This is a genomic window from Myroides sp. ZB35, assembly GCF_001865835.1.
GTDB lineage: Bacteria > Bacteroidota > Bacteroidia > Flavobacteriales > Flavobacteriaceae > Flavobacterium > Flavobacterium odoratimimum.
This window is the reverse complement of record NZ_CP017769.1, coordinates 2,733,708-2,756,215: the sequence shown is the minus strand read 5'-3', so window position 1 is coordinate 2,756,215 and position 22,508 is coordinate 2,733,708. Positions and strand designations below refer to the sequence as shown.

The window sequence follows — 22,508 nt, the reverse complement described above, 5'->3', positions numbered from 1 at the left end:
TGTTAGTTGGTTTAGCTGTTTAGTTTATTATTCCTTAACCTCTGCAGTTTTCTCTTCTTCTGTTGCTTGATAAGGTGTCGCTTTCTTACCAAATAAAGAGAAATGTACATAACGTTTTGGATGTTCTTTTAAGTCGCGTAGTAAAGCTTCTAATTCTTTACTTGCTCCTTCTAAGTTACTATATAATTGTTCGTCTTTCAATAATTTACCAACTGATCCCTTACCGCCTTGGATATCTCCCATGATTTTATCCATACTTGCAGTAGCGTTATCTAAGTTAGTAAAAGTAGATTTGATATCCAAAGCCTTTAAATCTGTAGAAATAGAAGCAAAGTTGCTACTCATCGTGTTTAAGTTAGTCAACGTACCGTCTAACTTAGGCTGAGTCGCTGCAACCATCTGATTAGTAGCTGCCATTAACTTATTAGCACCTGCTAAAGTACCATCTAATTGAGTCATTGCGCTTTTTAAACTCTGCTGTGTATTCTCATCCATTATATTATTAACAGAAGCTAACATTGTATTTAAATTGGCTAAAGCCTCTTCTACTTTTAACTGTAAAGGTTCAATTTGTTTTGTCAATTTCTCAGTCATATCTAAAACTACCTCTCCTTTAAGCGTTTGTCCAGACTCAGCGAAATTTGTATCTCCAAATAAAGGATCTATCATAATTCCTTTACCTCCTAATAATCCAGGAGAGTAAATCTTAGCTACACTATTCTTAGATATATTTATTTTTTGAGTCATCAATAACTCAACTTTTAATTTTCCTGAAGTATTATCTAAATCGATCTTAGATACTTTCCCTACGACTAAACCATTAATGGTAACCGTTGAAGAAGTAGTCAATCCTTCTACATTATCGTATTCTACATAAAATCTAGTACTGTTATCAAATATGTTTCTCCCTTTTAAAAATGAGTAACCCCAAATGAACAAAGCAATAGCTCCTAATACTAAAATCGCTGTTTTAATTTCTCTTGATATTTTCAAAACTTTTCATTTTTTATAACACGCAAAAATAAACTTTTATTTCTAAAGCGCTTGATATTATTTTAATGCTTCCTCTACTGTAATCACTTTACCATCCTTGAATGCTACAATAAATGCAGAACTGTGTCCTTTATCCTTTGCTACTTTCTGATTTTGTTTCGCTGTCTCATAGTCACTTGTCTCCCCGTAATAATATTTACTAAGATTTCCTACGCGCATTGTCGTCACTCCTCTTAGTCCTTTAAAATTCTCAGGTTTTAAAGCTAACACTTTTGATCCTGCTGCAATTTGCACTTTAAAAACAACTTTTTTAGTGTTTGAACTACTTTCTTTTCGAGAATTAGTAGTTGTCTCGTTAGTTGTAGTCTTTCTACTATTATCAACTTTAGCCGTTGCTTTATCATTAGAATCTGCTAATACTAGAGTTTTACTACCTCCATAATAAGCTGCTTTATAATCAATAATCCCTTGTGCTATAGAACGAGCTAATTCTTTCTGTCCTTTACTTGAAGTCAAATAATTCCCTTCTGCTGTATTAGAAACAAACCCTAACTCTATCAATATACTAGGCATAAAAGCCCCGTGTAATACCCAGAACGGACCTTGTTTTACTCCTCTATTCTTTCTCTTCAGATCATTTGTAAAACCATCCTGTACTCTACTTGCTAAGTCAATACTCTGATGAATATAATCTTCTTGTAATAGCGTTAATCCTATAATAGATTCAGGTGATGACGGGTCAAAGCCTGCATACTTAGTCTTATAGTCGTCCTCCATCATAATCACGGAGTTCTCCGTCTTAGCTACATCTAGGTTAGATTTATTCTTACTAAGCCCCATTACATAAGTCTCAGTACCAGAAGCAGATTCACTATTAACACCATTACAGTGAATAGATACAAATACGTTTCCATTGTTATCATTAGCTAATACAGATCTCTCCTTTACTGGAACGAACACATCTGTCTTACGAGTATAGAACACTTCTATATCAGATTGTTTTTCTAATATCTTACCTACCTCTAAAGCTACTGCTAATACAATATCCTTTTCTACATTCTTCTTATGGTTAGTACCAGTATCTTTTCCTCCATGTCCAGGATCTAATACAACTTTAAATTTTTTCCCATTCTGTGCTTGTATAGAGAAACTCAGGAAAAGAATAGCTAGTAAGGCAAACAGTTTAGAACGACTGTAATTCATATAAATGATATTTATAACGTTTTATAATTTAAATAAAAATACATTTTCAAAAAAAATATATGTAAGTTTGACACGTTAAAAACAACGCGCTTAATTTTACAAAAATAGCATATATATAGGTTTGCGAACAAATATTTTTAATATCGTTTTCATTTTATTGGTTTTTGGAGCAACTTTAACACAAAAAGGGATTGCACAAGACAACAATAAGAAATTTACAGCTGTAAATACTACACTAAAAAGAGATTCTATAGTTACCACCTCTGACACTATAGACAAACTTGCTGTACCCTCTATCCAGGATACACTTAAAAAACAAAAAGACACCATAGTTCCTGCTAACAAACCTCTTCTCGAAGAGATGGTTTATAGAAAAGCAAAAGACTACGAAGCTCTAAACTTAGCAAAAAAAGAAATTACGTTATATAATGAAGCTGAAATACGCTATCAAGATTATGAACTAACTGCAGGTAAAATCATTTTCAATTATGAAAAAAACGAAATCTATGCAGGAGGTATTAAAGATAGTGTTGGTAATATGTCGCAATATCCTGTTTTTAAACAAGGGTCACAGATCGTAGAGCCAGATTCTATCCGCTTCAATACAAAAACTAAAAAAGCATTAGTCTTTAAATCTCGTACTTCACAAGGTGAATTTAGAATTAAAGCAGAAGTGAGTAAAAAGGAGAATGACTCTGTTTACTTCATGAAAGATGTAATCTTTACTACTGCTAAAGATTTAGATGATCCAGAATACTACTTCCGTACCAATAAGGTTAAGTTAGTTCCTGGCAAAAAAGTAGTTACAGGAGTTACCAATATGGTGATTGCTGATGTACCTACACCTCTAGGATTGCCTTTCGCTTTTTTCCCTATGTCAGAGAAAGCCGAATCAGGATTTATCATCCCAAGCTTTGGTGATACCAATCAACAAGGATACTATATTCAGAATGGTGGTTATTACTTTGCGATAAGTGATAAAATGGATTTAAACGTATTAGGGGATTACTATACCAATGGAAGCTGGGGATTGAGACTTAACAGTTCTTATGCGCAACGTTACAAGTATAACGGACGTGTTTTAATCCGTTATGAAAACAATATCTTCTCTGAAAAAGGACTTCCAGATTACGCATCTAGCAAGTTATACAATATTCAGTGGAATCACAGTCAAGATGGTAAAGCTAATCCTAACTCGCGATTCTCTGCGTCTGTAAACTTAGGTAGTAGCCAGTACTTCAGACAATCAAACAATACCTATAACGTAGGTGCTTCTATGAACAACACCATGAGCTCATCTGTTAGTTACCAACGTACTTTCGAAAGTGTACCACAAGTGAATATGTCACTTACTGCTACTCACTCTCAATCAACAAATACGAAGGAGATTAACATGACTCTTCCTACATTACAAGTAAACGTAGATCGTGTATTCCCTTTTGCTCCAAAATATGGTTCTAAAAAAGGTATTATTAAGAACTTAAACTTCTCGTATTCTGTACGTGGAGAAAACCGTGTAAAAACACACGAAGATTACTTCTTTAAAAGAGAAATGTTCGACAGTTTAAACACAGGATTCCAACACAGTATCCCGATTGCAACCAACTTCAAAATATTCAAACACTTCTCTGTGACGGCAGGTGCTTCTTATAATGAAGTTTGGTACTTCAATACCATAGAGAAAAAATACAACGCACAGACTAATAAAGTTGATGACATTAGAGTAAATGGATTCGACAGCTTTAGAACATATAATGCTAATGCTAGTATAGGGACAACTATTTATGGTACATTTAACTTTGGAGAAGACAAAAGAATCCAAGCTATACGTCACGTAATGCGTCCAAGCGTAGGGTATTCTTACACACCAAGTTTTGAACAGTACTATGACACTTATGCCATAGATGCTACAGGACAGACCTTCCAAGATTATACTCGCTTCCAAAACGGTATTTTTGGAGCCCCTGGTAGATATAACTCCAATATGATGAACTTTAACTTAAGTAACACTTTTGAAGCTAAAGTTAGAGATGATGATAATGAGAAAGGTGAACCGAGAAAAGTAATGCTTCTAAATAGCTTAAACTTCTCTACGAGTTATAATATGTCTGCTGATTCACTTAAGTGGTCTCCTGTACGTGTAAGTGCTGGTACAGCTCTATTTAAAGATAAAATGCAAATTAACTTTGGAGCAACACTTGACCCTTATGCTTTAGACAATAACAATAGACGTATAGATACTTACAACATTAACAACGGAGGAAGTTTATTCCGTCTGACAAGTGCTAATATGACTGTAAACTGGTCTCTATCTAGTAAAGATGCCATGTTCGGTAATGCTGAAGACAAAAAGAATCAAAACTCTTTAGACAATGGTGGACGTGCTGATGATTTATTTGGTAGAGCTGTAGAGTTAGGTAATCAAAAAAGAAGTACACTGAGTGACGATGATGAAGACAAACCTTTTGGTGGTTTCTTTAATGCTAAACTACCTTGGGATTTAACCTTTGCCTACTCCATGACTTATAACAACTCATCGAGACAGAACGAGATAGTCAATAACTCCGTCATGGTATCTGGAAATGTAGATGTCACACCTAATTGGAAAGTAGGTTTCTCTACAGGTTATGACTTTGTTCAGAAAGGAGTTACCTTTACTCAATTAAGATTTGAACGTGATTTGAAGAGTTGGAGAATGGACTTCTCTTGGGTACCTATCGGAACCTATACAAGTTGGGGATTCTTTATTGGTATACGCTCATCAATGTTAAGCGATATCAAATGGGAAAAACGTAAAGCTCCAGACAAAATATACAGATAAAAATAATTCAGAAAGAGGAGGCGTATTTTTACTCCTCCTCTTTTTTTAAAACTATACTTTATGAAGAAAATTATCAATTCAGACAAGGCACCTGCCCCTATCGGACCATACAATCACTCAGTAATGACTGGTGATCTATTATTCATCTCAGGTCAAATTCCTTTTAATCAAGCAACAGAAACGCTTGTAACAACAGGTATTGAAGACGAAGCAAAACAAGTAATGGCTAATCTACAAGCGATACTAGAAGCAGCAAATATGACATTCGAAAACGTTGTTAAAGCAACTATTTTCTTAACAGACATGAATGACTTCGCTAAAGTAAATGAAATATACGGAAGCTTCTTTACAGCTGCTACAGCGCCTGCCAGAGAATGTATGCAGGTAGTAAAATTACCTAGAAATGTAAATGTAGAAATATCTATGATAGCTTCTAAATAAGTAGAAAGCACAGTATTAAAAAGGGGTGATTATTAATTAATAATCACCCCTTTTTAATACTCTTATTTTTTACTTCTAGATTCCCATAAATTGAAAAGCTTTTGCTTTCTCTAATTTATTATTAACTAAACCTGCATATTGTTGTTTTTTAGAAACATCTAACTTTCTAACGCCTGACTTATCACTAAAGTCAATTGATTTTAAATCTAGCCACATTGGAGTTAACGCAATTGGATCCTCATAATAGTATACTAAGTTCTTTTGATCAGACACTGTTCTCCACTTAGTAGAAGACAAGTTTGGTTCTCCATCTATATGCACTCCATATGGAACAGAAACATTTCTAATAATACTAAAAGCTGCTCCTATAGATACTTTTTCATCATCACTTTGTTCTACTGCTTTTGCATAATATGAAGCACGTGCAAAACGATCTTCAGATCTACCTGTACCAGGTAACACTTTATTACCAGGCAAATAGTTCCAATAATCTCTAATAGCTAACTGCTTATCATATGTAGGTGAATTCGCTACCACAGTATAAGAAGGATCGTGATAAATTTTTAACTTTCCATCAATAAACTCAAAAATAGCATTATCTCCTTTTGCATCAGATATTGTTAAATGTACAGTTGCCAATGAAGTACGTCCTGGTGTATTAGCCGTAACTACAATCAAAGGGTTCTTCTGTAAGTCAGTTACAGCTTCATTTACATCTGCATAATTATCTAACACATACTGAGCCCATGCTGCCAAGCTAATTCCTTTGTCCTTCCCATCAGGGTTGTACTCTGGATATTGAGATTCTACTAACCAAAGAATATTAGCCACCAACCCTTTTTCATTCATTCCATCGGTAGTTGCAATATCAAATGCAGAAGTTATAACACTTCCGTACTTAGACTTCCATTTTATTGAAGCCTGCCCTACTTCTCCATTGCGCTCCATCCCTCTTGGAAACACCCATATATTAGGCATAATCTCTTCTTTCCAGTCCATCGAACGCGCTGTGATAACAGTATTATTTGGCCCTTTATAAACAACTCTTGTACATGCATCAGCTTCAGTCAATCCAAAGATAAATGCTCCCAAAACAAAAGCTCCTGTAAACACTCTTTTTATTCTTTTCATAATAAACATAGTTAAGTTCCTACTAAATTAGCTATTTAATTAATCACTCAAAAGCAATTAAACAAAATATAACATCTTTTATCTTCCTTCTTAAATAAATTACTATTTTTAAAATAAACGATTTTTACTTTAAAAATATACTAGGTTGTTCCAAACACCATGCCTATTTATTTTTAGGTATTCTTTTTAATCTAATACAGACGAGAGTATTCTAATCTTATTGAAATCAATCTTTAGCGAATCTTAGATTCAACCAACAAACGTAACAGTAATTAATATTTTTAAATTAAAACATAAATTACAACTACGATATTTATGAATAATCAGAACGTTCAGCTTGCACTTTCTAGGGGATTACTATGGGTTTTCTAGGGCTTTCCTTGCCCAGAAGGTATCTTTCTCGAAGAAATGTGCAAGAAACCCGCAAGCAAACCCCTAGCAAGTCAATACAAAACCATCTTTAGCATCTCAATTAATGCTGAGAAGAAATAGAGTTCTTGCTAGCAATTCCGTAAATGAACTATTTAAATATTTTTATACATCTGTAATTGCGAAAAAGTAATTGTCACAGGTACCCAAGTTTTTACCTACAAAAAAAGGCACATAATACTTATGCGCCTATTCCCTTTATATTTGTCTAGTTTTTTTCTAGAATTTCCTTACTTAATTGTACTGATAGCATTTAACAACAACTGAGCTGAAGCTTCATTTGTTGCCAAAGGTACATTGTGTACATCACATACTCGTAATAACATATTAATGTCTGGCTCATGAGGGTGTTTTCCTAGAGGATCTTTAAAGAATAGCACCATGGCAGTCTTTCCTTCCGCTACTCTTGCAGCAATCTGAGCATCTCCCCCTAATGGTCCAGAAAGCATACGCTTTACCTTAAAGCCTGCATCCTCTGCCATACTTCCTGTAGTTCCTGTACCAATCAATGATATTCCTTCACTTGATAGAATTTCTCTGTTTTTTTTGATAAACTCTAACATTTCTTTCTTCTTAGCATCATGTGCTACAATTGCTATTTCCATACTTGTTATTATTTATGATATTCAATTAATCCATCTAGTGGCTTTTGAATTATTTTTCCAACCTGAATATTATGTTCAGCCATCACTTCTCTAAACTCATCTTGTAAAAAATATGCCACAGAACCCACAAAGTGTACAGATACACTAGTATACTCTGGGTTATTCTTTATATAGTGATTTACAAAAAAAGATATTTGCTCTCTAATCATTTCTTGAAAAAAAGCTTTATCCTTATGCTCAATCAAAAAAGGCAAAAAAGAAGCCATATAAGCATTAGGGTTTTCTTTCTTATAAAAATTGTACTTCACTACATCAGCATCTACATCGTATTTACTTTTAAATAAATCTGCTAATTCTTTAGGCATCATTTTTAAAAAGAAACTCTTGATCATTAATCTACCGAGTGCACTTCCACTACAATCATCCATAGCCATAAAACCTAAGGACTCTATTCTCTGATATACTTTATTTCCATCAAAGTAAGAGACATTAGATCCTGTACCATTAATACAGACTATTCCTTTTTCTCCTTTTCCTACAGTCGCGTAAATAGCCGCATAAGTATCTTCGTGAACATTAATGTTTTTACAATTCGCAAAGTAATCTTCAGCAAATCTTTTAACGATATTTTTTGTACGATCAGACCCACACCCTGAACCATAAAAATAAAGTTCTTTAACCTCGTCTTTATTCTTACAGATATCAGGCACTGTATTAACGCGGGTAAAGAACTCATCTAAAGTAATAACTTCGGGATTTAGTCCTAAACTAGTCACCGAAGTTATAACATTATTATTCTGGTCAAAGAAAATCCAATCAGCCTTAGTGGAACCACTATCGACGATTATTTTCATTTAAACTATTTAATTATTTTAAATTATTCATTAAGATAGCCATATCAACCATCTTAGCAGAATAACCATACTCGTTATCATACCAAGCTACAATCTTAAAGAAAGTACTGTTTAATCCGATACCTGCTTTAGCATCTACAATACAAGTATGCGTATCAGATACGAAATCTTGAGACACAACATCCTCTTCTGTATAAGCCATCACCCCTTTTAGTTCGTTCTCACTTGCTTTCTTCAATACAGCTAATACTTCTTCATAAGATGTTTCTTTAGCTACTTTAACTGTTAAATCTACAGCAGATACGTCAGCAGTAGGAACACGCATAGACATCCCTGTAAGTTTTCCTTTTAATTCTGGAATAACTTTACCTACAGCTTTAGCAGCACCTGTAGAAGCAGGAATAATATTATTCATAGCAGAACGTCCACCTCTAAAATCTTTCTTAGAAGGACCATCTACTGTAAACTGTGTAGCTGTTACAGCGTGTACTGTAGTCATTAAAGCCTCTACAATACCAAAATTATCATTAATAACTTTAGCTAATGGCGCTAAACAGTTAGTAGTACAAGAAGCATTAGAAACGATTGTATCTGTAGCTTTCATATCTTTCTCATTCACTCCCATAACATACATTGGAGCAGTTCCTGATGGAGCAGAGATTAATACTTTCTTAGCTCCTGCATCGATATGTTTTTGCGCGCTATCTAATTCTTTAAAGATACCTGTACAGTCAGCTACTACATCTACTTTTACTTCACCCCATTTTAATAAAGAAGGATCTTTCTCAGCTGTTACACGGATTGTTTGTCCATTCACTACTAAATGACCATCTTTTACTTCTACAGTTCCATCAAAACGACCGTGAACAGAGTCAAACTTAATTAGATAAGCCAAATGCTCTACTGCCATTAAATCATTAACTGCTACTATCTCAACATTAGGATTCTTTACAGCTTCTCTTAACATTAAACGTCCAATACGTCCAAAACCGTTAATACCAATTCTTGTTTTCATAATTCTATTTCGTTTTATTATTTCTTTTAAATTGTGATGATATCAGATACTCTAAGTAGTTCCTGATCTATTGGAGAATGACCTTTTACTGCTTGTTCTAATGGTGTAAGCGCTACTTGATCATTGATCAAACCAACCATATAGTTGCGTTCTCCTGCTAATAACGTTTCAACCGCTTTCACACTCAATCTACTTGCTAATACACGGTCGAAGCAAGATGGTGCTCCTCCTCTTTGCATATGCCCTAATACAGACACACGTACCTCGTATTCTGGCAAATTAGTTTCTACGTATTCTCCTATTTCAAATACATTTTTACCTAATTTTTCACCTTCTGCTACGATAACTATACTAGATGATTTTCCTGATTTTTTACTTTTCTTTAGAGATTCTAGTAGACGCTCCATTCCCATATTCTCTTCTGGAATAAGAATCTCTTCTGCTCCAGCTCCAATACCTGCATTCAGTGCGATATGACCTGCATCTCTCCCCATAACTTCTACAAAGAATAAACGTTTATGTGAGCTGGCAGTATCTCTAATTTTATCTACAGCATCTACTACTGTATTTAAGGCAGTGTCAAACCCAATAGTATGACTTGTACCGTGTATATCATTATCAATAGTACCTGGAATTCCCATTACTGGAATATCGTACTCTTTACTCAATATCATAGCTCCTGTAAAACTTCCGTCTCCACCAATAACAATCAATGCATCAATACCCGCATTCTTTAAGTTCTCATAAGCTGTTTTACGACCTTCCTCAGAACGGAAAGCTACGCTTCGAGCTGTTTTAAGGATAGTACCTCCTTTGTTAATAATGTAATTTACATCACGAGGCCCCAATACTTCAAAATCACCTTCAACTAATCCTTGAAATCCTCTAAATATTCCTACACACATTACATCGTGAAAAGAACAAGTACGAACAATTGCCCTAATTGCTGCGTTCATCCCTGGAGCATCTCCTCCAGAAGTTAAGACACCGATCTTTTTAATCGCCTTACTCATATTTTATCGTTTTGAGTAAATTTACGAATAATAGACCATTTTAACAAAAATAGAAGCTCCTTATTCCACCTCTATTTTGTTAAATTATAAGTATCTGACGGAGCTGTAGATGACTTCCTTCTATTCTCATAAAACTTGATAAAATCCCTATTAAAATCAGAGTCTGGCAACTCTTCTGATCGATTAGTATCTTGTTTTTTATTCTTACTTTGGTCTTTTTCTCTTGTTTTAGCTCTATTTAAGATTTTTGAGATCAATTCTTTAAAAGTATCAAAATCTACTTCATAAGATAATCCTACACCTTGCGTATATCCAATCCCTTCACCGATATAGTTAATATCATTTTCGCGATTAAATACTCTTGCACTTAAAGACCCTTCTTCATTAAGGCGTAACATCACCTCTACATCTCCCACAATCACAGATTGCTCTACTCCTCCTACAGGTACACCCAGTTTACCATTGACAGAAATACGATCATTAACTTTAGTCGAGAAGGTCACCCCTACACGTCCTTCCGTTTGTGTATAAGGATTTCGCTCTCCTTGTGCATAGTTTAATCCTACTTTAAACTTATCATCCTCATCAGAGAAGATCTCATCAAAAATACTACTAGCACGCTCAAATAAACTTCCTGCTAATGTAGACGAAGAGTTATCAGAAGAGAAGAATGCTCCTGTAGCTAACAGAGCCATCGCTTGACGCTCACGCATATCACGTTCACTCAGCCTATAATCTAATTCTGACTTCACTACAGAACTCACTGTTGGAAAGTTGATTTCAAAGTCTACCTCAGGATTACTTAAACTACCATTTAAGACAATAGCAACATCTGTAGGTACTTTTCTATTGATAATAGAGTTATCTATGATTACACTTGGATTTGCATCTGTATGATAAATTGCTTGTAAGTCTAACATTGCATTCATAGGGTCTCCATCCCAACGAATCGTACCATATTTCTTCACAACAAATTTCTTATCAATCAACCCACCATATCGGAAGTTATACTCTCCTTCATACGCTTGGAAATCCCCCCACATGTTAAACTTACCTAAGGTATTTATCTCCATAGTGATAAAACCTGCTCCTCTACCTCGCATAGCATGTCCAGACTCACGATCTAATATAATTTCAATCTCTGCATCAGGAGTTAATACAAACTCAAAGTCAAGCTCTATACCACTGTTTCGATATCTATACATATCGTACTCTTTTCCTTTTAGGCGCAATGCCTTTTCTTGAGGTGATAAGAAGTGTATAAAGTTATTCTCACCAGTACCTTGCGCTTCTTTCAACGGAATCTTAATAGCGGTTCCTTTATTAGATGTCGCATTAATATTAATAGCTAACATCTCTACAGGTCCACTTAACTTAGCCATTCCATTAATAAAAGCTTTACCGTAATAGATACTTCCCTCTTCGAATTTAGTATCTAAGGCTAATAAATTAGGAGATGACAACACCAAATTCAATGCCCAATCATTAAATGCTTTATGAGAGATATCTCCGTCTATAATTCCTTCAGTCTTATACTTACTATCTATAATACGCACTTTGCGCAATATAAACTGACGCTCTGTTAGATCTAATGCAGCATCTTCTTCGAAGTTATAATCTACTCCAGTGAACTTAGACTTCATACCTGCCTTATTTAGGTGTAATCGTCCGTTCACCTCAGGTTTCTTCGCTGTACCCTGAATATTAATTTTTCCTGATGTAGTTCCTCTTACATCAGAAACAATTGTTTTCAGTAAAGGTTCTATCGGTTTAACAGAAAAATCTTTAAATCCTGATTCTAGATTTAATTGCATCTGTTTATTGACAATAGCTAAATCTCCATTTAAATAGAACTTTTCTTTCTCATTATCCACAATACTAGACTGAACTTTAAAGTTCTTTAAACGCTCATCTCCGTCAACATGGAAAGCTAAATCTCCTAGCCTAACCTTATTGACAGCTAGTTCATCTATATTGATATTTACCTTAGGTTGGAACACATCTTTAACCTGAGAGAAATGTAAATCACCATCTATATTACCAGCGAACTCTAGATTAGAAATATCAGGGGCAAACTTAGCTAAGTCTACTTGCTTAAACTCTAAATCAAAGTGTTTGTAAGTTGAATCTCTTACTGCGCCTGTCAGATTGACCTCTTGTCCATTATGTGATAATGATAAATCATCAATAGTAAAGTCCTCTAACTTCTTATTAAAAATAACTTTATTCTTCTTATTATCACTTTCATTAATACTCCACAAGAAGTCTTTTAGGAAGATATCTGACTTCTTAAACCCTACTACAGATAGGTTTTCCTCATTAATAGTGTGGTATAAGTTCAGATTAAACTTATCCTTACCATGCGTCCCTCCTTTAAACTCAGAACGAACAAATAGTGTATCATTATGAGTCAAGTTTAATAAATTAAAATCTGTGATACGATAAAACTTAGATTTCATACTATCTAATGAAACATAAGTATTATATAAAGGGTTAGAGTTATTTACATCTAACAATACATTGTAAAAATTGAAATCTTCAATACCAATACTTGGTGAAGAGAAGTTCAGTTTAAAAATATTATCATCGTTATCTATATTTCCCTCAACATGTGTTGATGCACTTAAAGTCAATTGTGGCAAAAACACTTCAATTAACCTATTGTGTACTGTAATGTCAAAATCTAGATATTGTTCTTCTTTAATCTTATAAGGTGAGTAGTTAGTATATAAACTTCCTAGTGCATTAGTAAACAATGCTCTTAAATCCTTAAACAAGAACTTTCCTTTAATATATCCCTCTATTGCCTCCTGTGACACAAAAGAAATAAGACGTTCATTCTCTGGATTAAATTCCGAATTTAATGTAAAATGACCGAATACATACTCATCTTTACTATTGACATAAGTAGTATTTCGCATTGTAAATTCTCCTGCTAAATCATCAAGAGTATTACCCGAAGCCTTAAACTCAAACTGCCCTTTAAATTTAGAAAGTGTATCATTTACTAAATGTAATGCATATAAATCTGCGTAGTCAACATCTGCAATGAAATCATAGTTCTTAACTTCTGAACTCAAATCTATCATCCCATTAAAGTCTAACTGCAAATTAGGATCTTGACTGTGTACTAAACCGCGGTAATAAGGCATCTTTAACAATCCATCTACTGCGATATTTGTATACTTATACTTAGCAAAGTCAAAAGAGAACACATCTCCCTTAATACTTGTATTCAGTGACTTTTGATTAAATCCAACTCCATCAACCTCTAAGTCAACAGAAGTTAATCCAAAGTTTTTATTTTTAATAAATTCTCCTAAGTCAAACTTCTCTAAAACAATATCCCCTTTATAAGCAGCTAGATTAGGATTATCAAGATTTTCAATGTCTATAACTGCTTTTCCTTTTCCGATAGAAGTTAACAACTCTATATCCGTCTTTAACGTACGCTTAGTCATTTCGATATCTCCTTTAATATCTACTTGTCCAAGATTAGTTAATTCTGTAGGTAATAGTTCATGCAATAACTCAGGCATTAACCCTACAATGTGATCACGAGTAATAAATAATCGATCCACATTAGCCTTCATCCAGAACGGCTTTACTTTATCGAATACATTTCTAAAACTAAATAACCCTCTCACATTAGACATATTGTCATCTACTAAATTTACATTTTTCATTGTAAAATCGTTCATCACACCATTAATATGCCCTGTAACATATACCATCTTGTTTTCTGCGAAAATACCTGTAAAGGCATTTAAATCTGAGGAATTCAATACTGCTTTTCTAATCTCAAAATCCCAATTCACCTTATCTACGAAGTACTTCATATCTCCTAAAGCATAAGTGAACTTAAGATCTCCTTCTATAGCCGACTTTTTCGTTTGTAAATCTAGCTTCTCCATAGAGATACTAGTTTTAGTATGAGTAAAATCACCTGATAAATTTGTCACACCCATACCCCAGTTATCCTCAAAACTAGATTTCAAAACATTAGCATAAATATCAGGTCCTTTAATAAAGAAATTCTCTACTTCTCCATTAATATTTTTAAAATCTATTGCTACTGGTGTTTCTGCTTCATCGTCAGAAATGATCAAATGAGTATTTTTAATTGTTAGATGAGAAGATTTTAGTCTAAACTTACCTTCCCCCTCTTTTCCATCATCAAATGCATTAATCAACTGATCTAAAGTTGTAAACTCTTCTCCTTTGTATTTATGTATTCTTAAATACAGCCCATCTACCTTAGTTTTACCAAAATATAATCTCCCTTGAATAAGTTCATTAAAATCTGAAATACTCGTTGTAAAGGCTTTTATTTCTATAAAATTAGTATCGTGATTATCCTTTGCAGTAACCTCTTTCAATGTAACTCGACCAAATATACTGACTGCTAGTCTTTCTATCTCTAACTTAGTACCAAACTGGCTATTAATCTTCTCCATAGCTTGCTGAGCCAGAAAGGTTTGAACCACAGGCAAAGACAGTGCCCCTGCAATGATCACAACCAAGCTAAAGACAGCCAATAATAGGCGAAAAAGTATTTTATTAAATTTTTTGATAACTATTAATGTTTTAAATTTGCCCCAATCTACTCGTGGTTTCTTATAAAAACCAAACAATAAGCAAATTTATATAATTTTCCATAGGGTTGGGTAGATTTTACCTTAATAAATTATACAATTATAGAATATTAAAATGTCTTTAAAACCTACCTATATTTTAGCCATAGAGAGCTCATGTGATGATACTTCTGCCGCAATCATGGCTGACAACAAAGTATTGTCAAACATAGTCGCAAGACAGGAAATACACGAAGAGTATGGAGGTGTTGTTCCTGAACTAGCATCTCGTGCTCATCAACAAAACATCGTTCCTGTGGTTGACATTGCTCTTAAAAAAGCAGGAATAACGAAGGATGACTTAGATGGTATTGCCTTTACACAAGGCCCTGGACTAATGGGGTCACTATTAGTAGGCGGATCATTTGCCAAGAGTTTATCTCTAGCTCTTGATATTCCATTAGTGGCTGTAAATCATATGCACGCCCATATCTTATGTCATTTTATAGATGAAGAAGGATATGACAAACCTGAGTTTCCTTTCTTAGCAATGACCATCTCAGGTGGACATACGCAAATCGTGAAGGTAAATAGTTTCTTTGACTTAGAAATACTAGGAGAAACCACAGATGACGCTGTAGGAGAAGCTTTTGACAAATCTGCTAAAGTTTTGGGATTCCCTTACCCTGGAGGTCCTTTAATTGATAAATATGCTAAAGAAGGTAACCCTAAAGCATTTGCTTTCACTAAACCTAAAGTAGACGGTCTGAACTTCAGTTTCAGTGGTTTAAAAACACAGTTTCTTTATTTTATTCAAAAAAATGTAGCCATTAACCCTAATTTTGTTGAAGAAAACAAAGCTGATATATGTGCCTCTATTCAGTATACCATTATCCAAATCTTACTAGACAAACTTAAACTTGCAGTTAAAGAAACAGGGATTAAGCAAATCGTCATTGGTGGTGGTGTATCTGCTAACTCTGGTATTAGACAAGCACTTAAAGAAGGAGAGAAAAAATATAAGTGGAAAGCATTCATCCCTAAATTTGAATATACAACAGATAATGCTGCTATGATTGGAATAGTAGGGTACTATAAATACAAAGAATCTATTTTTGCTGATTCTTCAGTAGTTTCTAAAGCACGTATTGAATTCTAAAACTTAAGTATGCAATTATTTTATTCACCAGAAATCGAAAAAGGACAAACATCTTTCACTTTTGATAAAGATGAAAGTAAACATATCATCAAAGTACTAAGACGTAAAATGGGAGATCTCTTATATGTCACTAATGGAAAAGGTACTTTATTTACAACCAAAATCACTTTAGACTCAGACAAAAAATGTGTTACTGAGATTATCGATTCTGAAGATCAAGCACCTACTCCATTTCGCCTACATTTAGCCGTTGCTCCAACAAAAATGAATGAACGTTACGAATGGTTTTTAGAGAAAGCAACAGAGATAGGAATACACGAGATAACGCCAATTATTTGTGACCATTCTGAGAGAAAAATAGTAAAGACAGAGCGATTTGAAAAAATTATTCAATCCGCAATGAAACAATCTTTACAATATCATTTACCTATTCTAAACGAACCAATAAGCTTAAAAGACTTTTTAAATCAAGATCATCAAGCAGAAAAATATATTGCTCATTGTGAAGAAACCGAAAAAGTCTTACTAAAAGATAGCATAGATATTCACAAAAATTATTTACTTTTAGTAGGTCCAGAGGGAGACTTCTCTACCAATGAAATTAACTTAGCATTAGCAAAAGGATATCGACCAGTATCACTAGGACATACAAGATTAAGAACAGAAACAGCCGCTTTAGTAGCCGTGCATAGTTTCGTATTTACAAATGAATAAAAATCATTATTATGGTGGATGCTAAGACGATTTCTAAAGGAATAATACGTGCAGTTATAATTCTGTTTTCCCTTGCTGTATTAGGTCAAATGCTTTTGCAAATTAGTTCAATATTTATATATACTGGATTTGCCTTTGTATTGGCTTTAATTGGCAAGCCTATTGTAGAATTTTTAAGAAGAAAACTTCGTCTATCTAAAGTATTTGCTGTTACTTTGACAGTTATCCTTTTCTTAGCCTTCTTCCTAAGCTTCATATTCATGTTTATCCCTTTATTCACTACACAAGCTCAAAACTTGTCTGTATTGAATACATCACACCTACAAGAAGATTTCAATGGCCTTATACGCAAGATAGACTTCTATTTAGACACAAAAGGATTCAGCTTAGATAAAATAATAGAAGGAGCTAATTTCCGATCTCATTTAAAGTTAGACTTTGTACCTAACCTATTTAATACCATACTAGGTTTGCTAAGTGAATTTGGAATGGGAGTTTTTGCTATTCTATTTATCACCTTCTTCTTTTTAAAAGATCAAGTTTTACTTGAATATCAATTCAAAAAGCTATTCCCTAGCAAGCACGAGATTAAAGTTTTGAAATCAATCGATAAGATAAACAACCTTCTATCACGTTACTTTTTAGGGCTAGTTGCACAGATGTCTATAATATTTGTACTCGCTTTTATCCTATTAGCTGTAGTAGGTGTAAAAGGAAGTCTAATGATCGCCTTCTTAGTCGCTATATTGAATATCATTCCATACATTGGACCTCTTATTGGTAATATATTATCTGTCCTGTTTACGATGTTGAGTTTTATAGGGGATAACTTTAGTGAAGTTACCTTACCTAAGGCAATTACCGTAATGCTTGGCTTCTTATTTATACAACTAATAGATAATATTATTAACCAACCTTTAATCTTCTCTAATAGCGTTAAATCACATCCATTAGAAATATTTATTGTTATTCTTGCAAGCGGCATGTTTGGAGGAATATTTGGTATGATAGCAGCAGTACCTATTTACACTTGTATCAAAGTAATTGCTAAAGAATTCTTGCCAAACAATAAATTTGTACAATTACTCACAAAGAAATTATAATTGAAAACAGAACTATTCTTATCACAAGAAGTACAACAATATATACAAGATCATTTAAATAGTGATCTAACTAAAATAGCATTTAAAAAGAGCCCTTTTGAAGATATCTCTATGAGTGACTTATTAACTCAAATAGAATCAAAAAAGAAAACTAAAGACAAACTACCAACTTGGTTTGAAACAGAAAATATCCTATTCCCAAAAAAGCTTTCTATAGAACAAACCTCATCCGAACCTTGTGCATCTTATAAAGCTTCACTAATATCTGGTGACACTTTGATAGATCTAACAGGTGGTTTTGGTATAGACTGTTATTATTTTAGTAAAAACATAAAGCAAGTATTGCATTGTGAGATGCAAGAAGACCTTAGCGAAATAGTTCGTCTTAATAATCAGGCATTAGGAGTTGATAATATTAAGTGCCATACTGGTGATAGTTTAGACTACTTGGCTCAACATAATCAACCATGGGATTATATCTATGTAGATCCACATAGAAGAAATGACTCTAAAGAAAAAGTGTTTTTCTTAAGTGATTGCGCCCCTAATGTACCTGAGCATCTAGATTTATTATTTTCTAGAAGTACTAATATCTTGATTAAGACTTCTCCTCTACTAGACATACAGGCTGGTCTAAACGAATTAAAACATGTAAAAAGCATTCATATCGTAGCTCTTCATAATGAAGTTAAAGAACTATTATGGATATTAGAAAAAGACTATACAGGATCTGTTGAACTTAATGCTGTTAATCTTACAAAAGACGATACACAACTATTTATTTCTTCATTAGACGATAATAGTACATCACTATTCAGTGAACCTAAACAATATCTATATGAGCCCAATGCAGCTATATTAAAGACAGGTAGATTTGACGCAATAAGTAAACAGTTTAATTTACACAAACTACACCCACATAGTCATCTCTATACTAGTGATGCATTAATTGATTTTCCTGGAAGAAGATTTACAATAGACCAAATCATTCCATATAATAAACAAGAAGCAAAAAAACACTTGCTAAATACAAAAGCAAATGTCACGACTAGAAATTTCCCTATAAAAGTTGAGGAAATTAGAAAGAAATGGAAAATAAAAGACGGAGGAGATACGTACATCTTTTTCACTACAAATATCAAAAGTGAACGAATCTTTATTATTTGCTCACGAACATAACTCCTCTAAAGGTCATATAGTATTTAATATGGCCTTTTTTTATATCATAAGGACACTTAAATTATTTAAGCAATAGGGATATTTAAACCCGAATTATGCAATAGACATATAAACGAAAAGTAATTATACAAAATAGGTCTGAATTAGTGATTAAAGCATACTATAGTATGGTTTGAGAGCTAATGAAAGAACTATGAAGTAGAATTGCTTTGTAGTATTTGGCTAATGCGTAATTTGGGTTTAAACAACACATACGTTTATCACACTATTTACAATAATACTATTGCCTTATTAAAAAAATAATGATAATTTGTCACCAAACTAATAACAAATGAAAAAACTAGCACTCTTACTGATCTTTACTCTTGGCATCACCACTTCGATACATGCACAAGAGAGAAATTGTTCTATTGACTATGAAGAAGTTAACGATACAATTAATTACAGAAAAACAAACAATGTACTTGTTTATGAATTTGACAGAGTATCCACCACTAGCTCATTGTTCTTTTCTTTAGTAAATAACAATGGACACCCCTTTCTAAACTTGCAATATCTACAAAAAAGTCCTGACTTTATTCCTATCACTTGTGTAGCTAAAAAAAGTATGGTTTCAATAAAGTTAGTTAATGGAACAACCATTACAGCACATTACCTAGGAGATGATGTTTGCGGAACTTATACCTATGATCAAGAAAAGAAGAATAATATCAGAATACTAGATGCTGATTTCTATATAAAGAAAGAGCACTTAGCACTATTAAAAGCTTCCCCTATATCAATGGTTCAAATACGCTTTCCAGGTACTTCAGAGCTTTTTATTATTAGGAATGAGTTAAAATCAACTATTGTAGATCTTCAAACAAAACCAACACAATTCTTCATTGATAACATTCCATGCATAGAATAAATGTATTTTGCGATTTAAAATCAAAATAAACACACAAAACATCATATTTTAAAAGGTTTTTAGTAAAACTAAAAGCCTTTTTTTATACCTTTATACGTCAGCTTTTGACATTATAATATATTAAGCGATAAGTGATTATACATCCACTATCCCTTCATTTAACCTTAGTGTGATATTTTTACTAAAATTTATCAGAAAATAATTTGTTTTTATTAATATTTTACCATATTTTTAATTAAAATTACGAGTTTAGACCACCACACTTTACTCAGCTAAATCTAACAAACTATGAAGAAATTTATCGCTTTTTCCGTTGCCTTATTATCGATATTGACGATTACAATACTTCAAGGCTGTTCATCTTCTGATGATAATAACACACTAAATGAACCACAAACTCTAACAGCTACTCATAGTAATATAGAGAGAAAGTGGTTGACTACGTACTATACTTTTACAGCAGATATTAATAAAGCTGTGAAAACAGCATATCAAGTATCCTCTGTAGAAATTACTTTAAAAAATGGTGAATACACCTTATTTGATAGATATAGTGAGAAGAGCGACAAAGGCACTTATACACTAAATGGCAGTTCATTAGCTCTAAAATCATCAGTTGTAAATGAGAATATCAATTTCAAAATAAACAAATTAACTCAAAATGAAATTGACTTAACTGTAATTAATCATAAACACTTAACTTCAGTTGAATTAATTGTAATTAAGTAACAACATATAATTATATAAAAGACTTGTATTCAAAATATGAGTCTTTTTTTTGGCCTAATTCTTGTTTTTAAATATATGTATTGAAGAGGTATTTATTAAAAGCAACTACCTAAGAATACACAATATGAACTATTTTAGTCTTTTTAATATGACAAAACTAAAATACTCACATATTTTTAATATATTAGATCATGTAATAAAAAAAGAAAAGTACTATGAAACAGAAACTAAAAATCACTAGTAGCTTTATCATTATTGCTTCCTTACTCATTTTAGGCCACCAACTTTATATGTATAACATACATATAGAAACCTTACAACAATTAGAAGCTTTTAAAGTACATGAATACGATAAAGAAATATTCTTTAGTGTTCTAACTTTCCTTATTGGTATAACCATGTATATCAGGTCTAGAAGAATAAAAGAATAAGAAGATATTAAGAAGATAGATTGCTAAGCAATCTACTAAGTATTTAAAATAATGGTATAAAAAAACCTTTCTTACGAAAGGTTTTTCTTTTTTATCTTATGTTACTATTTTTTAGCTAAAACATATTTATCAGCTAGAGGTCCAGTAACTTCTTTACCTTCTTGGTCTAACATTAAAAGGCTTCCTTCTTGCACTTTATATTGTGTAGATTCACCCTCAGCAACTAAAGTAACGATTGTTCCTTCAGCGTTCCAAGTAAAAGTACCTTTTTCTTCAAACTTCTCTTCTGCTTTGTCTACATAGATTGTAGTCTTAGCGTAAGTTTTATCTTGATTTAAAACTACAGTAGTTTTAATATCACTATTAGCACCTGGTAAAGTTCCTTCGTAAGTACCTGCCCAGTCTAATGAGTTTTCTGAAGTGTGCTCATCCTTAACAGCAGTTTCTGTTTCAGTTGTTGTAGCTGTTTGCTCTGTCTCTGTTGTTTCTGTTGCTTTAGTATCTTTACAACCAACAAATGCAATACCTGTAAGTAATACAGCTAATGCTAACATTTTTTTTCCTTTCATAACTTTGTTTTTATTATTTGAGAGAATAAAATTACAACAAATAATAGAACGAACAAGAACCAATTCTTTTTTTATATAAAAAAGAAAGATATGATAGGTAATTAATATACAATACAAATATTTGCCTCTCAAACCTTATTATTTTTAACATTCTAAACAGCTTGGACTATAAATGTCAATAAGCTAAATCTATAAACTCCCCTTACCTTCTTTTCTATATAGTCAGTAGTAACTAAATAAGCTTTCACTATTTACACAATCACAGCCACCCCCTCCATAAAAGAGAACTTCTACATTATACCTGATATTATTATATTTTTCATTTTCTTGTATCAAAACGAGATGTCATTAGATGTCACTTTTCTTATTTTTAATGTCTTTTTAAAACTTATTTAACATTTATATAATCACTTTATTATTCAAAAACAAGCTATTAGCCCTAACTACTTTAAGATTCTTTTATCACCCTATTATAAAAAAGCTTATATTTGAATTGATTATAATAGTTATTTGTTGTTGCATACATTATACAAACAGTAATTCAAATAAGTTATTTATAACAACTAACGGTAAATAATTTTAATAACGATAAAGAGTATTTTAATTTTCTTACTAGCGCTTTTTAATCCGAGTAC

Annotated in this window: 17 protein-coding genes; 8 read left to right on the top strand and 9 right to left on the bottom strand. The window is 32.8% G+C overall.

Annotation, left to right across the window (positions count from 1 at the left end; all coding sequences use genetic code 11):
* Positions 1 to 27 precede the first annotated feature (27 nt).
* Positions 28 to 993 (bottom strand): MlaD family protein, encoded by a 966-nt coding sequence (locus tag BK054_RS12235; RefSeq protein ID WP_006259201.1) that lies wholly within the window; start codon positions 991 to 993, stop codon positions 28 to 30.
* Positions 994 to 1,050: 57 nt separating this feature from the next.
* On the bottom strand, positions 1,051 to 2,196 hold the full coding sequence (locus BK054_RS12230; RefSeq protein WP_006259202.1) for an N-acetylmuramoyl-L-alanine amidase: 1,146 nt from the start codon (positions 2,194 to 2,196) through the stop codon (positions 1,051 to 1,053).
* Between the two features lie 121 nt (positions 2,197 to 2,317).
* On the opposite strand from BK054_RS12230, the gene BK054_RS12225 reads away from it, so the two are divergent.
* Complete coding sequence (locus BK054_RS12225) at positions 2,318 to 5,017, top strand: putative LPS assembly protein LptD (protein WP_016649568.1); 2,700 nt, start codon at positions 2,318 to 2,320, stop codon at positions 5,015 to 5,017.
* A 60-nt stretch (positions 5,018 to 5,077) separates the two neighbouring features.
* Positions 5,078 to 5,458, top strand: a complete 381-nt coding sequence (locus tag BK054_RS12220) for a RidA family protein (protein WP_006259204.1) — start codon at positions 5,078 to 5,080, stop codon at positions 5,456 to 5,458.
* 75 nt (positions 5,459 to 5,533) lie between these two features.
* Here the strand turns inward: BK054_RS12220 and BK054_RS12215 are convergent, their stop codons facing one another.
* From BK054_RS12215 to BK054_RS12190, 6 genes are all read right to left on the bottom strand, one after another.
* Positions 5,534 to 6,589 (bottom strand): linear amide C-N hydrolase, encoded by a 1,056-nt coding sequence (locus BK054_RS12215; RefSeq protein ID WP_006260977.1) that lies wholly within the window; start codon positions 6,587 to 6,589, stop codon positions 5,534 to 5,536.
* A 659-nt stretch (positions 6,590 to 7,248) separates the two neighbouring features.
* Positions 7,249 to 7,623 carry a methylglyoxal synthase gene (locus BK054_RS12210; RefSeq protein WP_006259206.1) on the bottom strand — a complete coding sequence of 125 codons (375 nt, stop codon included), beginning with the start codon at positions 7,621 to 7,623 and terminating at the stop codon, positions 7,249 to 7,251.
* Between the two features lie 8 nt (positions 7,624 to 7,631).
* Positions 7,632 to 8,477, bottom strand: a complete 846-nt coding sequence (locus BK054_RS12205) for a BadF/BadG/BcrA/BcrD ATPase family protein (protein ID WP_071307315.1) — start codon at positions 8,475 to 8,477, stop codon at positions 7,632 to 7,634.
* Between the two features lie 13 nt (positions 8,478 to 8,490).
* Positions 8,491 to 9,492: a type I glyceraldehyde-3-phosphate dehydrogenase gene (gene gap, locus BK054_RS12200; RefSeq protein WP_006259208.1), complete on the bottom strand. Its 1,002-nt coding sequence runs from the start codon at positions 9,490 to 9,492 to the stop codon at positions 8,491 to 8,493.
* A 26-nt stretch (positions 9,493 to 9,518) separates the two neighbouring features.
* Positions 9,519 to 10,505 (bottom strand): 6-phosphofructokinase, encoded by a 987-nt coding sequence (pfkA, locus tag BK054_RS12195; RefSeq protein WP_006259209.1) that lies wholly within the window; start codon positions 10,503 to 10,505, stop codon positions 9,519 to 9,521.
* A 71-nt stretch (positions 10,506 to 10,576) separates the two neighbouring features.
* Complete coding sequence (locus BK054_RS12190; RefSeq protein WP_225581681.1) at positions 10,577 to 15,022, bottom strand: translocation/assembly module TamB domain-containing protein; 4,446 nt, start codon at positions 15,020 to 15,022, stop codon at positions 10,577 to 10,579.
* Between the two features lie 193 nt (positions 15,023 to 15,215).
* Between BK054_RS12190 and tsaD the strand changes: the two genes are divergently transcribed.
* From tsaD to BK054_RS12160, 6 genes are all read left to right on the top strand, one after another.
* A complete protein-coding gene (gene tsaD, locus BK054_RS12185; protein WP_006263365.1) occupies positions 15,216 to 16,238 on the top strand; it encodes a tRNA (adenosine(37)-N6)-threonylcarbamoyltransferase complex transferase subunit TsaD in 1,023 nt (340 codons plus the stop codon).
* A 9-nt stretch (positions 16,239 to 16,247) separates the two neighbouring features.
* The gene (locus tag BK054_RS12180) at positions 16,248 to 16,952 is read left to right on the top strand and encodes a 16S rRNA (uracil(1498)-N(3))-methyltransferase (RefSeq protein WP_006263364.1); all 705 of its coding nucleotides are present in this window, start codon (positions 16,248 to 16,250) and stop codon (positions 16,950 to 16,952) included.
* An 11-nt stretch (positions 16,953 to 16,963) separates the two neighbouring features.
* Positions 16,964 to 18,055, top strand: coding sequence for an AI-2E family transporter (locus tag BK054_RS12175; RefSeq protein ID WP_006259213.1), 1,092 nt, complete (start codon positions 16,964 to 16,966; stop codon positions 18,053 to 18,055).
* Complete coding sequence (locus tag BK054_RS12170; RefSeq protein WP_071307313.1) at positions 18,056 to 19,234, top strand: class I SAM-dependent methyltransferase; 1,179 nt, start codon at positions 18,056 to 18,058, stop codon at positions 19,232 to 19,234.
* Positions 19,235 to 19,565: 331 nt separating this feature from the next.
* On the top strand, positions 19,566 to 20,144 hold the full coding sequence (locus tag BK054_RS12165) for a hypothetical protein (RefSeq protein ID WP_006259215.1): 579 nt from the start codon (positions 19,566 to 19,568) through the stop codon (positions 20,142 to 20,144).
* Between the two features lie 288 nt (positions 20,145 to 20,432).
* Positions 20,433 to 20,873 carry a hypothetical protein gene (locus BK054_RS12160; RefSeq protein ID WP_006259216.1) on the top strand — a complete coding sequence of 147 codons (441 nt, stop codon included), beginning with the start codon at positions 20,433 to 20,435 and terminating at the stop codon, positions 20,871 to 20,873.
* A gap of 535 nt (positions 20,874 to 21,408) precedes the next feature.
* Here the strand turns inward: BK054_RS12160 and BK054_RS12150 are convergent.
* Complete coding sequence (locus tag BK054_RS12150) at positions 21,409 to 21,873, bottom strand: copper resistance protein NlpE (RefSeq protein WP_006259219.1); 465 nt, start codon at positions 21,871 to 21,873, stop codon at positions 21,409 to 21,411.
* Between the last annotated feature and the right edge of the window lie 635 nt (positions 21,874 to 22,508).

Excerpts from the sequence above, each read along its gene's own strand:
- BK054_RS12230 (WP_006259202.1), bottom strand. The coding sequence starts at position 2,196 with ATGAATTACAGTCGTTCTAAACTGTTTGCCTTACTAGCTATTCTTTTC.
- BK054_RS12220 (WP_006259204.1), top strand. The coding sequence starts at position 5,078 with ATGAAGAAAATTATCAATTCAGACAAGGCACCTGCCCCTATCGGACCA.
- BK054_RS12215 (WP_006260977.1), bottom strand. The coding sequence starts at position 6,589 with ATGAAAAGAATAAAAAGAGTGTTTACAGGAGCTTTTGTTTTGGGAGCA.
- BK054_RS12210 (WP_006259206.1), bottom strand. The coding sequence starts at position 7,623 with ATGGAAATAGCAATTGTAGCACATGATGCTAAGAAGAAAGAAATGTTA.
- BK054_RS12205 (WP_071307315.1), bottom strand. The coding sequence starts at position 8,477 with ATGAAAATAATCGTCGATAGTGGTTCCACTAAGGCTGATTGGATTTTC.
- gap (WP_006259208.1), bottom strand. The coding sequence starts at position 9,492 with ATGAAAACAAGAATTGGTATTAACGGTTTTGGACGTATTGGACGTTTA.
- pfkA (WP_006259209.1), bottom strand. The coding sequence starts at position 10,505 with ATGAGTAAGGCGATTAAAAAGATCGGTGTCTTAACTTCTGGAGGAGAT.
- tsaD (WP_006263365.1), top strand. The coding sequence starts at position 15,216 with ATGTCTTTAAAACCTACCTATATTTTAGCCATAGAGAGCTCATGTGAT.
- BK054_RS12180 (WP_006263364.1), top strand. The coding sequence starts at position 16,248 with ATGCAATTATTTTATTCACCAGAAATCGAAAAAGGACAAACATCTTTC.
- BK054_RS12175 (WP_006259213.1), top strand. The coding sequence starts at position 16,964 with ATGGTGGATGCTAAGACGATTTCTAAAGGAATAATACGTGCAGTTATA.
- BK054_RS12165 (WP_006259215.1), top strand. The coding sequence starts at position 19,566 with ATGAAAAAACTAGCACTCTTACTGATCTTTACTCTTGGCATCACCACT.
- BK054_RS12160 (WP_006259216.1), top strand. The coding sequence starts at position 20,433 with ATGAAGAAATTTATCGCTTTTTCCGTTGCCTTATTATCGATATTGACG.
- BK054_RS12150 (WP_006259219.1), bottom strand. The coding sequence starts at position 21,873 with ATGAAAGGAAAAAAAATGTTAGCATTAGCTGTATTACTTACAGGTATT.